The following is a 13212-nucleotide window of genomic DNA, read 5'->3' on the forward strand; positions in this document are numbered from 1 at the left end:
AACACTGTTCCCGGATTACGCTCCGCTCCATCCAGGCTACGAGAGCGCTACCTCCCGTTCTTCTTGCGCCATTCCGCGAAATCGGTGAGCGTCTGCGGATCGGTCGCGGGATAGAGACCGAAGATGCCGCGGCCCTTGCCGACTTCCTCGGTGACGAAATCCTCGAACGCGGTCATCTCGAAGGTCTCGTTGGCGATCTCGTCTGCCAAATGCGCGGGGATCACGATGACGCCGTCGGCGTCGCCAAGGATGACGTCGCCGGGAAACACCGGCGCATCGCCGCAGCCGATCGGCACGTTGATCTCGATCGCCTGATGCAGCGTCAAATTGGTCGGCGCCGAGGGACGGTGGTGGAAGGCGGGAAAGCCGAGCCTTGCGATCTCGGCGGAGTCGCGAAAGCCGCCGTCGGTGACGACGCCGGCGACGCCGCGCTTCATCAGCCGCGTCACCAGGATCGCGCCGGCCGAAGCCGCGCGCGCATCCTTGCGGCTGTCCATCACCAGCACCGCGCCCGGTGGGCAATCCTCGACCGCTTTGCGCTGCGGATGGGAGCGGTCCCTGAAAACGTCGATAGTGTTGAGATCCTCGCGCGCCGGCATGTAGCGCAGCGTGAAGGCCTCGCCGACCATGGTCGGCTGGTCCGGGCTCAAGGGGCGGACGTCCTGGATCATCTGGATGCGCAGGCCGCGCTTGAACAAGGCGGTCGCGACGGTGGCGGTGGAGACGGATTTGAGTTTTGTGCGGGTGGCTTCGGAAAGTTTGGTCATGTCGTGCTCTCTCTCGTTCGTCATTCCGGGGCGCGCCACTTGGCGCGAGCCCGGAATCCATACTCCCTATCGTGGTTATGGATTCCGGCCCATCGCTTCGCGATGTCCCGGAATGACAGGTGCTAGTAGATGGACGGCTCGCCGATCGGCGCGCCGAAATCGGTCTCCAGGAAGTCGAAGTCGCAGCCGTCATTGGCCTGCTTGATGTGCTTGGTGAACATCCAGCCATAGCCGCGCTCGAAGCGCCGCGCGGGCTGCGTCCAGGCGGCGCGGCGTCTTGCGAGCTCGGCCTCGCTCACATCGAGATTGATGGTGCGCGCAGCGACATCGAGCGTGATGCGGTCGCCGTTCTGCACCAGCGCCAGCGGGCCACCGATATAGGATTCCGGCGAGACGTGCAGGATGCAGGCGCCGTAGCTGGTGCCGCTCATGCGCGCATCCGAGATGCGCACCATGTCGCGCACGCCCTGCTTCACGAGCTTGGTCGGGATCGGCAGCATGCCCCATTCCGGCATGCCCGGCCCGCCCTGCGGACCCGCATTGCGCAGGATCAGGATGTGATCCTCGGTGACGTCGAGATCGGGATCGTCGACCGCCTTCTTCATCGAGGGATAATCGTCGAATACCAGCGCGGGGCCGGTGTGCTTGAGAAAGCGCGGCGCGCAGGCGGAGGGTTTTATGACGCAGCCGTCGGGCGCGAGATTGCCCTTGAGCACGGCGAGCGCGCCCTCCTTGTAGATGGGATTGTCGATACCGCGGATCACGTCGGCATTGTAGACCTCGGCGTCCTCGATGTTCTCAGCCACCGTCTTGCCTGTGACCGTGACGCAATCGAGATGCAGATGCGGCTTGATCTGGCACATCAACGCCGGCAGGCCGCCGGCGTAGAAGAAGTCCTCCATCAGGTACGCATCGCCGCTCGGGCGGACGTTGGCGATGACGGGCACCTTGCGGCTGGCCGTCTCGAAATCGTCGAGGCCGATGTCCTGGCCGGCGCGGCGGGCCTGCGCGATCAGATGGATGATGGCGTTGGTGGAGCAGCCCATCGCCATCGCGACCGCAATGGCATTCTCGAACGCTTTGCGGGTCTGGATCACCTTCGGCGTCAGATCCTCCCACACCATCTCGACGATGCGGCGGCCGCATTCGCTGGCCATGCGGATATGGTTGGCGTCCGCGGCGGGGATCGAGGAAGCGCCCGGCAGCGTCATGCCGATCGCTTCCGCAATGGCTGTCATGGTCGAGGCGGTGCCCATGGTCATGCAGGTGCCGTAGCTGCGGGCGATGCCGGCCTCGATGTCGAGCCAGTCCTTGTCGGAGATCTTTCCGGCGCGGCGCTCGTCCCAATATTTCCAGCCGTCGGAGCCGGAACCCAGCGTCTTGCCCTTCCAATTGCCGCGCAGCATCGGGCCTGCCGGCAGATAGATCGCCGGAATGTTCATCGAGGTTGCTCCCAGGAGCAGCGCCGGCGTGGTCTTGTCGCAGCCGCCCATCAGCACCACGCCGTCGACGGGATGGCTGCGGAGCAGCTCCTCGGCGTCCATCGCCAGCAGGTTGCGATAGAGCATGGTGGTGGGCTTGAGCAGCGATTCGGACAGCGACAACGCCGGCAGCTCCAGCGGCAGGCCTCCCGCCATCAGGATGCCGCGCTTGACGTCCTCGACGCGCGACTTGAAGTGCATGTGGCAGGGCTGCGCGTCCGACCAGGTGTTGAGGATCGCGATGATCGGACGGTCCTTCCACTCCTCCGGCGCATAACCCATCTGCATGGCGCGGGAGCGATGGCCGAACGAGCGCAGATCGTCGGGCGCGAACCAACGCGCGCTGCGGAGCTGGTCGGGCGTTTTCTTCTTCATGATGGGGCCCCATTTTTGGATGGTATTCCGCTCGATCACGCGGAAGATCAGGGCTCGACAAAGAGCCGGATGATGATCTCGGTCAAGAGGCCTGTGAAGACTGCAGGTATGCCGAGGAGGGCAAGGGGAGCTTTGGGCGCTGGCGTGCAGCCGCAGCGGGTAGATCGACCGGCTGCGCCGGCTACATCTGTCCTCACCCAGGTGCGGAAGGCGGCCTACGCCGCTCCCGCGACGATCGAATTAGCCGGAGCCCATTCCGTTTTAGGCCGCGTTGCGGCCGCTGCACCGTTCCGGCCCGTGGTAATCGGCATCGCCGCTCTTGCGGCGGTCCATCGGACCGGTGCGCAGCCTGACGAAGAAGGCCTGGACCTCGGCGGCGAGGCGTTCGGCCGCCCCCGCGACGTGGTTCGCGGCACCCATCACCTCGTCGGCCGAGCGATTGGTTTTCGCGATGGCGCCGGAAACGGTGCCGATGCTGGTCGCCAACGTCTGTGTCCCCGACGCCGCCATCTGAACGTTCTGCGAGATCTCGCGCGTGGCGGCCCCCTGCTCTTCCACGGCGCTTGCGATCGCCGCGGTCACCTCGTCGATCCGGCGCATGGCGGTTGCGACCTCCTTGACGGAGGCGACCGCGCTGCCGGTCGCGTTCTGGATCGCGACAATGTGCTGCGCGATCTCCTGCGTCGCCTTGCGGGTCTGTTCGGCCAGCGCCTTGACCTCGGACGCCACCACGGCAAAGCCGCGACCGGCCTCGCCGGCGCGCGCGGCCTCGATGGTGGCGTTGAGCGCCAGGAGGTTGGTCTGGGCCGCGATCGCCTGGATCAGGTCGACCACCGAGCTGATGCTCTGTGCGGCGTGCGCGAGCCCTTCGATCTCACTCTCCGAACGCGCGGTCACCTCGCCCGCGGAGCGCACGGTCGTGTTGGACAGCTCGATCTGGCGGCCGATCTCGACGATGGAGCCCGCGAGCTGCTCGGCCGCCGCGGCGACGGTCTGGACGTTGCCCGCGGTCTGTTCGGAGGTGGTCGCTGCGGACGCGGCTTGGCTCGTCGCATGATTGGCGATGCCGCTGAGGCTCTCTGCGGTCTGCCGCATGGTGCCCGCATTCTCGCCGACTAGGGCGAGCAGGTCGCGCGAGGTCGCGCGAAACTCCTCGACCGCCCCCTCCACGTTGCGGTTGGCCGCTTCGCGTGCCTCCGCCTCGCGCGCGAGGGACGCCGCCGCCCGTTGCTGGGCAATCACATTGTCGCGGAATTTGGCTACCGCCTGCGACACCACGCCGATCTCGTCGCCGCGCTCGGCCGTCCTGAATTCGACGCTGGTGTCGCCGCCGGACAGGCGCGCAGAATCGCCCACCAACTCGATGATCGGACGGGTGATGGAGCGCGCAACCAGGATCGCAATCGTTGCCCCGAGCGCAAGCGCTGCGGCGAGCAGGATCCATTGCAGCAGGAGCAATCTCTCGACTGCGTCGGCCACACTGCGGGCGTCGTCGGCGAGCTTCGATTGTTGATCGCTCTTGAGACCGCCCGAGCGCTTGCCATCGGTGTCCTTGCGACCGTCGAGCAGGTCGAGGATCCGGGCGGCGCGCGGCGCGGCCTCGGTCGACAGGATGAAGACCGGCATATTCCATTGCGGCGTCTGGCGGATGGCGAAGATCTTCTGCGGCAGCGGTATGAACGCCTCGTTCGCCTTGACGATGGCCCGATAAGCGGTCGCCTGCCGTGCGGTGAGCAGATCGGTCTGGGTACCGACCGACGCAAGCGCGGCCCTGAAGGTCGCCAGCGGCTTTTCGAACTTGTCACGATCGGCCGCCTCGCCCGAGGCAACGTACAGGCGCAATTGAGATCCCGCGGCGGCAAGATTGCCACGCACATCGGCAAACGTCTTGAGCAGGCGCTTGCGCGGCGGCGTCGCCTCCAGCGCCTCTTCCTCGTCGATCATGCCGGTGATCTCGGCGAACATGGCCGAGATCAGCGGCGCGGCTTCCTTCGCCAGCAATTCGCTCGCCGGATAGGCCGAAGGCGTGAAGGCGGCCGCTTCGGCCTTGTCCTGGGCCTTGCGGAATTCCGCCATCAACGTTCTGGCCTCGCTCCAATTGGTCTTGTTCTGGGGGCTGGAAAAGCCCTCTGCCATGCGGTCGACTGCAGCGGCCGTGCGATCCAGCTCGGCCCAGACCGCGGCCCGGTCGCGCTTGCCCTGCGCATCGCCAGTCAGCAGATAGCCGCGCAGCGTCGAAAGCGTGGAATAGAGATTGCCGACGAGCTCCGTGCTCGCGATCGCGACCGGCGCGCGTTGATCCACGACTGTCCTGATCCGCGACGAAATGTCCGAGACGGCGGCGACGGTGTAGATGACGGTCGCTGCGAGCAGGCCGCAGATCAACGCGAAGCCGCCGAGCAGCCGGGTGCGAATTCCGGTGTTCGCGATCGATTTGAACATGAGAGATCTCGAGCTGGTGGCCGGTTGGGGGAACCGGCTTCGTCGGGTAAAGGAATGCCGAAATTGAAATACGCGAGGTACCGAGATGGAACTCGCGGAGATAGTAGTTCGCCCTCTTTAATTCGCGGTGAAGATCGGGTTCCGTACAACTACGGCGAGAAGAATATCTCCTGTCTTTGAAACGACTTATTGCGTTCGGACCGGATCGCATATGCACGCAAGCGTGCGTACCGGCCACAGCGCCTCGTCTGTCGCCACGCCAGGAAGGCATTCGCGGCAAACGCGAGGTGCTTGCAGCGCGGCCAGAATCCGCGCAACAATTTCGCATTTGTTGCTTTGATTTGGGGCCGCTGGAACGCCAAATGCGGCCGGAGGATTTTAGGCGTGGCCAACATCCTGATCGTGGATGACGATCCGGCCGTCCAGTTCACCATCCGGCTGCTGCTGGAACGGGCGGGTCATCACGTGACGGTCGCCGAGGATGGCCGCAAGGGGGTGGCGCTGTTCGAGGCCAGCCGGTTCGACCTGCTGTTTCTCGACATCTTCATGCCCGGCATGGACGGACTGGAGACGATGCGTCACATTCGGGCGCTCGCCCCGGCCGTTCCGATCGTCGTCATCTCCGGCCGTTCGTTCACGCCGGATGCCTATGCGGAGCCGGACTTCCTGAAGATGGCGACCAAGCTCGGCGCCGTGGCCAGCCTGCAAAAGCCGTTCCGGCCCGATGCACTGCTTGCCGTGGTCGCAGATTGCCTGAAGGCCGACGCGCCAGAGGGGTCCGATGTCCGCTCCGGCCGCCGATGACAAGAACGCCTCTGCTGCAAGCCAAAAATGGCGCAGCGCTGCGGCAGGTCCGGCGAAACTCCCCATGCGAGCAGCAACGACGCTGGCCACGCGGCTGGCCCTCGCGATGATCCTGCTGGTTGCTGTCACCGTGGCCGCAGTCGGATGGTTGGGCTATCGCAACACCACACAGGCCGTCATTCCGCGGGTGCTGGAGCGGGTCGAAGCCCAATCCCGCCTGCTTGCAACCAACCTTGAATCCTACGTTGCCGGCGTACGCGGCGATCTGGTCGGCTATCGCGCCGCAGCGGCAATCAACGGCCTGATCCGGGCTCATGCCGGCGGCGGGATCGATCCGGCGGACGGCGTCTCGCAGCAGACCTGGCGCGAGCGTATCGCGGCGCGGCTCGCGGCCGAGATCGACGCCAAGCCCATCTACGGGCAGTTCAGGATCATCGGCGTCGACGACGACCAGCGCGAGCTGGTCCACGTCGATCGTTCGGGTCCCAACGGAGCAGCCCGGATCGCTCCGGACAGCGAATTGGAGCGCAAGAGTGGCCGCGCCTACTTCCAGGAAACCATACGGCTCGGGCCCGGCGAGATCTATGTGTCTCCCATCGAGCTCGCGACCCGTCAGGGGGGAACGACGGCGCCTCACGCGCCGACTTTGCGCGTGGCGATGCCGCTGTTCACGGCCGACGACAAGCCGTTCGGCATCATCGTGGCCAATATCGACATGCGCCCGGCACTCGAGCGGGTCCGCGCGGCGACAACCTCGGGCGGAGATATCTACGTCGTGAATGCGCGCGGCGACTATCTCGTCCATCCCGACCGGACGCGGGAGTTCGGGTCATCGCGGGGCCATCCGACCGATTGGCGCAAAGACCTTCCGTTCTTGTCAGAACTGGCCGGCACGTCGGACGTGGCCACGCGGGTCACAACCGACGAGGCGGGCCGGACGAGCGGCGCGGCATTCGTGCCGTTATCGCTTGCGGGCAAGGAATGGGTCGCCATCGTCGCGACTGTTCCCCCGTCCGTGTTCGGCCGCGTGCCGGCCGCCATTCAAAAAACGTCCCTGCTCGTCGGCGTGCTGGCTGTTCTCGCCGCGGCTGCGCTCGCGGTGCTGCTGGCGCGCTCGTTGACCCGCCCGATCGGGCGTCTGACGGAGGCGGTGCAGGCCATCGGCAGCGGACGTCCCGCGGAGATCCCCGTCGATGCTAGCGGCGAGACCGGCGTGCTGGCCCGGGCCTTTGCGCGGATGGTGGAGGAGATGCGCGCGAAAACGGCCGCGCTCGAACGCGAGATCGAGGAGCATCGCCTCACCGAGGCCGCGCGGAGCCATCACGCGGCGCGCGAGAACCTGTTCAGTGCCGCGGTGGAATCGTCCGACGATGCGATCGTCATGCAGACGCTCGATGCCATCATCACCGGCTGGAATCCGGCCGCCGAACGCCTTTACGGCTATACGGCGGAGGAGGCGATCGGCAGGCCCACCTCGATCATCGTCCCGTCCGACCGCCGCGAACAGGGCAAGGACTATCTGCGGCGGATCGCGCGGGGCGAGCCGATCGAACGCTTCGAGACGGTCCGCCTGCGCAAGGACGGCACGCCGGTCGAGATTTCGCTCGGCCTGTCGCCGATCAAGGGACCGTCGGGCGAGATCATCGGCGCGTCCGGAAGCGCGCGCAGCCTGACCGAGGCGCGGCGCGCCGAGCGGGCGCTGCAGCACCAACTCGAGGAGCGGCGTCAGATCTTCGAGACGTCGCAGGATCTGATCATGGTCATGGACGCGCGGGGTCATGTCGCGCAGATCAGCCCGAGCAGCGAGACCATTCTCGGCTATCGGCCGGACGAGATGATCGGCCGCAGCGGCGCCGACTTCATCCATCCCGATCACCTGGAGCAGTCCCGTGCCGAGATGCGGGCGATGCGACACGGCGAGCGCGTCAGGCTGGCCGACACCCGCTGCTACCACAAGAACGGGCACGAGGTCTGGCTGTCCTGGCTCGGCAGTTGGTCCGAGCGCGCCAAGCGCTTCTTCTTCGTCGGGCGCGACATGACGGAAGCGCGGCTCGCGCAGGAATCGCTGCTCGAGAGCGAGCGGCTCGCCCGCAACATCGTCGAGACCTCGCTCGACGCCTTCGTCCAGACCGACGAGACCGGAAGCATCCTGAACTGGAACTCGCAGGCGGAACAGCTGTTCGGCTGGCGCCGCGACGAGGTGCTCGGCAAGAGCACGATCGACCTCATTGTCGCCGAGAGCGAACGTGGCCGGGTCCGAGCCGGCCTGAAACGCTTCCTCGAAGACGAGGGTGGCCGGACGCTGAACCGCCGCCGCGAGCTGATGTGCTGCCGCCGCGACGGCAAGGAATTCAGGGCCGAGCTGAGCGTCACCGCGCTGAAGCGGCGCGAGGGCCTGCTGTTCAACGTCTTCTACCGCGACCTCACCGACAAGATCGCCGCCGAGGAGCGCATCCGCCATGCCGAGAAGATGGAGGCCGTCGGCCAGCTGACCGGCGGCGTGGCGCATGACTTCAACAACATTCTCACCGTCATCACCGGGACGATCGAAATTCTCGCGGAGGCGGTCGCCAAGGAGCCGCAGCTCGCGGCGATCACCAAGATGATCGACGAGGCCGCCGCGCGCGGCGCCGACCTGACCCAGCACCTGCTCGCCTTCGCGCGCAAGCAGCCGCTCCAGCCGCGCGAGATCGACATCAACTCGCTGATCGTCGACACCGCAAAGTTATTGCGTCCGACGCTCGGCGAGCAGATCCAGATCGAATCGGTGTTCGAGGACGAGAATTGCGTCGCCATCGTCGATCCCAACCAGCTCACCACCGCGATCCTCAACCTCGCGCTCAATGCGCGCGACGCCATGCCCGGCGGCGGCAAGCTGATCGTGGAGACTGGCGCCGCCTATCTCGACGAGGTTTATGCCAGCGCCAACGACGTACCGCCGGGGCACTACGTGCTGATCGCCGTGAGCGACACCGGCACCGGAATCCCTGCGCACATGCTGCCACGGGTGTTCGATCCCTTCTTCACCTCGAAGGGACCCGGCAAGGGCACCGGACTCGGGCTTTCGATGGTCTACGGCTTCATCAAGCAGTCCGCAGGTCACATCAAGATCTACAGCGAGGAGGGGCACGGCACCACGATCAAGATGTATCTGCCGCCCGGCAAGACGCCGACGGCGGTCGGCGAGGGCGTGACGCCGGCGACGATCGAGGGCGGACACGAGACGATCCTGGTGGTCGAGGACGACCGGCTGGTGCGCGACTACGTCCTGGCGCAGTTGCATTCGCTGGGTTACGTCACGTTGCAGGCCGCGAACGCCGCGGAGGCGCTCGCGATCGTCGCGGCCGGCAAGCCGTTCGACCTTCTGTTCACCGACGTCATCATGCCAGGCAAGATGAACGGACGGCAGCTTGCGGACGAGCTGATGAAGACGCGCCCGGATCTCAAGGTGGTCTACACGTCAGGCTATACCGAGAACGCGATCATCCATCACGGCCGGCTGGATGCCGGCGTGGTGTTGCTGGCCAAGCCCTATCGCAAATCGGATCTGGCGCGGATCATCCGCAAGGCGTTGAGCGGGTGAAGGCCCGTAGCCCGGATGGAGCGCAGCGCAATCCGGGAACAATCGTGCGGCGCGCGAAATCCCGGATTACGCTTGCGCTCCATCCGGGCTACGAAACCGTCGGTGAGGAAAGATGGACCCGGCTCAGCAACGCATCATTGCATGATGCGCTGCTGAGCCGTGGCACGAGACCATGTTACGACGCGCGCTGGGCCGCGGTCATCACGATGCGGATCAGGTCGGCGGCATTGCGCGCGCCGAGCTTCTTCATGATGTTGGCACGGTGGTCCTCGATGGTGCGCGGACTGATGCCGAGCGTGCGGCCGGCCTCCTTGTTGGAGGCACCGGAGGCGAACTGCTCCAGCACCTCGCGCTCCCTGCGCGTCAGCGGCTCGCGGCCGGGGAAATGCAGCGAGCCGAATTTCGGCGACGCGTTCTCCGCCTGCCTGCGTGCATAGGCACCGATCGCCTCGTCGAGACGGCCGACGATCTCGCTGCCGCGGAACGGCTTCTCGATGAAGTCGAGCGCGCCGCTCTTGATCGCGCCCACCGCCATCGCGATGTCGCCCTGCCCGGAGATCATGAAGATCGGCGCAGGATAATCCTCGCCGTGCAGCTCCTTCAGGATGTCGAGACCCGACTTCCCGGGAATATTCACGTCGAGCAGGATTGCAGCCGGCGTGCGGTTTCGCGCGACGGAGAGCAGCGCTGCACCGTCCGCAAAACAGATCACTTCATAGCCCGCCGCCTTCAACACCATCGACAAGGTGTCGCGAACGGCAGGGTCGTCATCGACCACGAAGATTTCACCGCGAGAGCTTTGTTCGGCCATGTGCCACATCCGGTTGGCATGAAGGACTCGCGTCCGCGCCATTCGTTATGGCGCTCGGCGCGGATTCGGCCCACCCGTATTTGTACGGGACATGGACTTAACGCACAAGTAGCGGCATGGCGCCTAATTGCATTGGACGGAGAATATCCATGCTAAATTTGGCCGACACGCCGCCTCCTGTCGCAACGTCCGAAGTCGAGAGCCGTGAGCTGATTGCGGCGGACCTTCGTTTACTGATCGCACAGATCGAGACCAGCATGCGCCGGATCGCCGCAGCCATGGATCAAGAACACGGCAGCGATCCGGAAGGTTCCGCAGATGTCGTCTTGCTCGACGACGTCACGCCCCGCTACGCCAGCGCGAGCGCGGCCCTCAATGTCTGCCGGGCGGGCCTCGGCCACGCCCTGCAATGTCTATCGGAATCCGGCAACGCGGCCGGAAGCCGCGTCTGACCGTATGGCGGCTCCGCAAGCTCAGGCGCGGTGCCGTTCCACGATCGCGTCGGTGGCGACACCACCCCAGGTGTGAATCGCCGGCAGGCCCATCGCGGTCTTGCCGAGATTGGCGAGGCTGATGCGCAGCGCCGCGAGATCCAGCGGCTTCGGCAGGCTCTGGAGCTCGATGCCGACCGAACGGGCGAAGCTGCGGGCGGCACTGCGGCGCTTGCCGTCCATGCCGCTGATGACGATCACGGAGCCTGCAAACTTCGCGCTCGCCATCTCGCGCAGCACGTCGACGCCGTCGCCGTCCTCCAGCACGAGATCGAGCGTCACGCAGTCGAAGCGCGCGGCGCGCAGCTTCTCGATCGCGTCCGCCACCGATGGCGCCACAGTGACCTCGTGGCCCGCCTGCTTGGCCGCGACCGTGATCAGGCGGCGCTGCGTGGCGTCGTCATCGACCACCAGGAGCTGAAGTGCACGCCGCTCGGCGCCGTCGGGCAGGTTTGACGAGATCGGGGAAAGAGAACTTCTGGGCATTGCCGTATCCTGGGATTGAGAGCGTCAATGGATACACGGCTCGCGCTGAAGCCGCGTAAAGCTGCCGCGAGCAATTGACTCGGAAACGTTCAGCAAATGTGAAGCAAAGTGCGGGAAAGCGCAGCGACGGCGGCGGCGAGATCAGGCCGCGGCGTCGTGGCCACCGGCCGCACCGCGCTTCTTCCGGTTCTTGCCGCGCAGGAACTGGATGTCCATTTCGGCGCCGTTGACACGGACCAGCTCGCAGCGACGATAGGCGAGACCCGTGGACGACAGCAGCAGGAAGAACTCCTTCAGGTTCAAGCCCTGGATCGAGCCCTCCACCGTGAGAACCGCGTCGGTGTCGGAGATCGCGTTGAGCTTGCAGTCGCGCCGCCAGGTGCCGTCGATGGCCATGATGCAGACATCATAGCCACGGCTGAAGGTCACACGCTCCGCGCCCTTGCCATCCTCGGCCATGATTATCGTCCCGCCATCGCCGCCATGCGCGGCGCCGCACCGGCGAGAACCGGCTTGGCCGCGGCCGCGCGCGGATCATTCGGCTTGTAGAGGCCGCGCCGCTCCGGAATCGGCCGGAACGTGTCGGTCAGTCCAACCACGGTCTCGGCGGCGCCGAGCACCAGGAAGCCGTCGGGCTCGATCTGGCGCGCCAGGCGGTTGAAGATATTGATCTTGGTGTCCTGATCGAAATAGATCAGCACGTTGCGGCAGAAGATGACGTCGAAGGTGCCGAGCTGGGCGAAATCGTGCAGCAGGTTGAGCTGGCGGTGCTGGATCATCGCCCGCAACTCGGGATTGATCTGCCAGGTCTCGCCGGTCTGCCTGAAATATTTCACCAGCATCTGGATCGGCAGGCCGCGCTGCACCTCGAACTGGCTGTAGACGCCGGCCTTGGCCTTCTCCAGCACCTCTTGCGACAGGTCGGTCGCGATGATCTCGACGCGCCAGCCGGTGAGGGCTGCGCCCATCTCCTTCAGGCACATCGCCAGCGAATAGGGCTCCTGCCCGGTCGAGCCCGCGGCACACCAGATGCGCACGCTGCGCTTGGCCGCACGCGCCTTGATGACCTCCGGCATGATGTGGTCGCGGAAATGATCGAACGGGACCTTGTCGCGGAAGAAGAAGGTCTCGTTGGTGGTCATGGCCTCGACCACGTCGGTGATCAGCTGGCGCGAGCCGCCTTGCAGCTTCTGCACGAGTTCGGCGATGCCGGAGAGCCCGGCCTTGCGAGCCAGCGGCAATAGGCGGCTTTCGATCAGATATTGCTTGTCTGCGGACAGGTCGAGACCGGAATTATCCTTCAGGAACTTACGCAGGTACTCATACTCGGTCGGGGTCACGGATGGCCTCTCGAAAGCTGTACTGGAACACTCTGGCCCAAGCGCTTTGGGCCTGACACACTCAGACCATGACTTGTCCGACCGGGATCAAACCAACTTCAGCGAACTTGTCGGCGATGATGTCTTTGTCGAAGGGCTTCATGATGTACTCGTTGGCACCGCCGCTGAGCGCCTGAGCGATATGAGCCACGTTGTTCTCAGTGGTGCAGAACACCACTTTCGGCTGGTCGCCGCCTGGCAGGCGGCGCATGTGGCCCATGAACTCGAAGCCGTCCATGACCGGCATGTTCCAGTCGAGCAGCACCGCGTCGGGCAGCTGCCGCTGGCAGATCTCGAGCGCCTTCGAGCCGTCTTCGGCCTCGGTGACCTCGAACTCCAGACCTTCCAGGATCCGGCGCGCGATCTTGCGCACCACGCTGGAATCATCGACCACCAAACACGTCTTCATTTCTGTTCTCCGGCTTCGATGTTTCGTTGGCTCAGGCGGCCATTTGCGTCTTGGTTTCGAGCTCGAGGACGCGGTCGACGTCGAGGACGACCATGAGCTGTCCGTCGAGGCGGTGGACGCCGCCGGCGAGCTTGGCCATGCGGGGGTCGAGGTTGACGGGGTTTTCTTCCTTACCGTCCTCGGG

General features: G+C 65.4%; 11 protein-coding genes and 1 pseudogene. 3 read left to right on the forward strand and 9 right to left on the reverse strand.

Annotated elements, in window-relative coordinates:
* Positions 1–47: 47 nt before the first annotated feature.
* From I6F16_RS32080 to I6F16_RS32090, 3 genes are all read right to left on the reverse strand, one after another.
* On the reverse strand, positions 48–767 hold the full coding sequence (locus I6F16_RS32080; RefSeq protein ID WP_225114575.1) for a ribonuclease activity regulator RraA: 720 nt from the start codon (positions 765–767) through the stop codon (positions 48–50).
* Positions 768–889: 122 nt separating this feature from the next.
* Complete coding sequence (araD, locus tag I6F16_RS32085) at positions 890–2623, reverse strand: L-arabinonate dehydratase (protein ID WP_225174288.1); 1734 nt, start codon at positions 2621–2623, stop codon at positions 890–892.
* Between the two features lie 261 nt (positions 2624–2884).
* The gene (locus I6F16_RS32090; RefSeq protein ID WP_225131146.1) at positions 2885–5065 is read right to left on the reverse strand and encodes a methyl-accepting chemotaxis protein; all 2181 of its coding nucleotides are present in this window, start codon (positions 5063–5065) and stop codon (positions 2885–2887) included.
* A 384-nt stretch (positions 5066–5449) separates the two neighbouring features.
* Between I6F16_RS32090 and I6F16_RS32095 the strand changes: the two genes are divergently transcribed.
* Together I6F16_RS32095 and I6F16_RS32100 are read left to right on the forward strand one after the other, a co-directional pair.
* Positions 5450–5869, forward strand: coding sequence for a response regulator (locus tag I6F16_RS32095; protein WP_225172785.1), 420 nt, complete (start codon positions 5450–5452; stop codon positions 5867–5869).
* Positions 5847–9452, forward strand: a complete 3606-nt coding sequence (locus I6F16_RS32100) for a PAS domain S-box protein (RefSeq protein ID WP_225174289.1) — start codon at positions 5847–5849, stop codon at positions 9450–9452. Before I6F16_RS32095 ends, I6F16_RS32100 begins: the two co-directional genes overlap by 23 nt.
* 175 nt (positions 9453–9627) lie before the next feature.
* Here I6F16_RS32100 and I6F16_RS32105 read toward each other — a convergent pair whose 3' ends face one another.
* The gene (locus I6F16_RS32105) at positions 9628–10263 is read right to left on the reverse strand and encodes a response regulator (protein WP_026202588.1); all 636 of its coding nucleotides are present in this window, start codon (positions 10261–10263) and stop codon (positions 9628–9630) included.
* Between the two features lie 149 nt (positions 10264–10412).
* On the opposite strand from I6F16_RS32105, the gene I6F16_RS32110 reads away from it, so the two are divergent.
* Positions 10413–10715 (forward strand): hypothetical protein, encoded by a 303-nt coding sequence (locus tag I6F16_RS32110; RefSeq protein WP_036015912.1) that lies wholly within the window; start codon positions 10413–10415, stop codon positions 10713–10715.
* Between the two features lie 21 nt (positions 10716–10736).
* Here I6F16_RS32110 and I6F16_RS32115 read toward each other — a convergent pair whose 3' ends face one another.
* From I6F16_RS32115 to I6F16_RS32135, 5 genes and pseudogenes are all read right to left on the reverse strand, one after another.
* Positions 10737–11240, reverse strand: coding sequence for a response regulator (locus tag I6F16_RS32115; RefSeq protein WP_036015910.1), 504 nt, complete (start codon positions 11238–11240; stop codon positions 10737–10739).
* 141 nt (positions 11241–11381) lie between these two features.
* Positions 11382–11699, reverse strand: coding sequence for a hypothetical protein (locus tag I6F16_RS32120; protein ID WP_036015908.1), 318 nt, complete (start codon positions 11697–11699; stop codon positions 11382–11384).
* Positions 11700–11701: 2 nt separating this feature from the next.
* Positions 11702–12580, reverse strand: a complete 879-nt coding sequence (locus tag I6F16_RS32125) for a protein-glutamate O-methyltransferase CheR (RefSeq protein WP_036015907.1) — start codon at positions 12578–12580, stop codon at positions 11702–11704.
* 61 nt (positions 12581–12641) lie between these two features.
* Complete coding sequence (locus I6F16_RS32130) at positions 12642–13028, reverse strand: response regulator (protein WP_036015905.1); 387 nt, start codon at positions 13026–13028, stop codon at positions 12642–12644.
* Between the two features lie 31 nt (positions 13029–13059).
* Positions 13060–13212: pseudogene (locus tag I6F16_RS32135) on the reverse strand (chemotaxis protein CheW); the annotation flags it as partial.

Origin of the sequence: Bradyrhizobium sp. IC4060 (assembly GCF_020193715.1) — a bacterium.
In the GTDB taxonomy this organism is placed as follows: Bacteria; Pseudomonadota; Alphaproteobacteria; order Rhizobiales; family Xanthobacteraceae; genus Bradyrhizobium; species Bradyrhizobium yuanmingense.

Excerpts from the sequence above, each read along its gene's own strand:
- I6F16_RS32080 (WP_225114575.1), bottom strand. The coding sequence starts at position 767 with ATGACCAAACTTTCCGAAGCCACCCGCACAAAACTCAAATCCGTCTCC.
- I6F16_RS32115 (WP_036015910.1), bottom strand. The coding sequence starts at position 11,240 with ATGCCCAGAAGTTCTCTTTCCCCGATCTCGTCAAACCTGCCCGACGGC.
- I6F16_RS32105 (WP_026202588.1), bottom strand. The coding sequence starts at position 10,263 with ATGGCCGAACAAAGCTCTCGCGGTGAAATCTTCGTGGTCGATGACGAC.
- I6F16_RS32120 (WP_036015908.1), bottom strand. The coding sequence starts at position 11,699 with ATGGCCGAGGATGGCAAGGGCGCGGAGCGTGTGACCTTCAGCCGTGGC.
- I6F16_RS32090 (WP_225131146.1), bottom strand. The coding sequence starts at position 5,065 with ATGTTCAAATCGATCGCGAACACCGGAATTCGCACCCGGCTGCTCGGC.
- I6F16_RS32110 (WP_036015912.1), top strand. The coding sequence starts at position 10,413 with ATGCTAAATTTGGCCGACACGCCGCCTCCTGTCGCAACGTCCGAAGTC.
- I6F16_RS32130 (WP_036015905.1), bottom strand. The coding sequence starts at position 13,028 with ATGAAGACGTGTTTGGTGGTCGATGATTCCAGCGTGGTGCGCAAGATC.
- araD (WP_225174288.1), bottom strand. The coding sequence starts at position 2,623 with ATGAAGAAGAAAACGCCCGACCAGCTCCGCAGCGCGCGTTGGTTCGCG.
- I6F16_RS32100 (WP_225174289.1), top strand. The coding sequence starts at position 5,847 with ATGTCCGCTCCGGCCGCCGATGACAAGAACGCCTCTGCTGCAAGCCAA.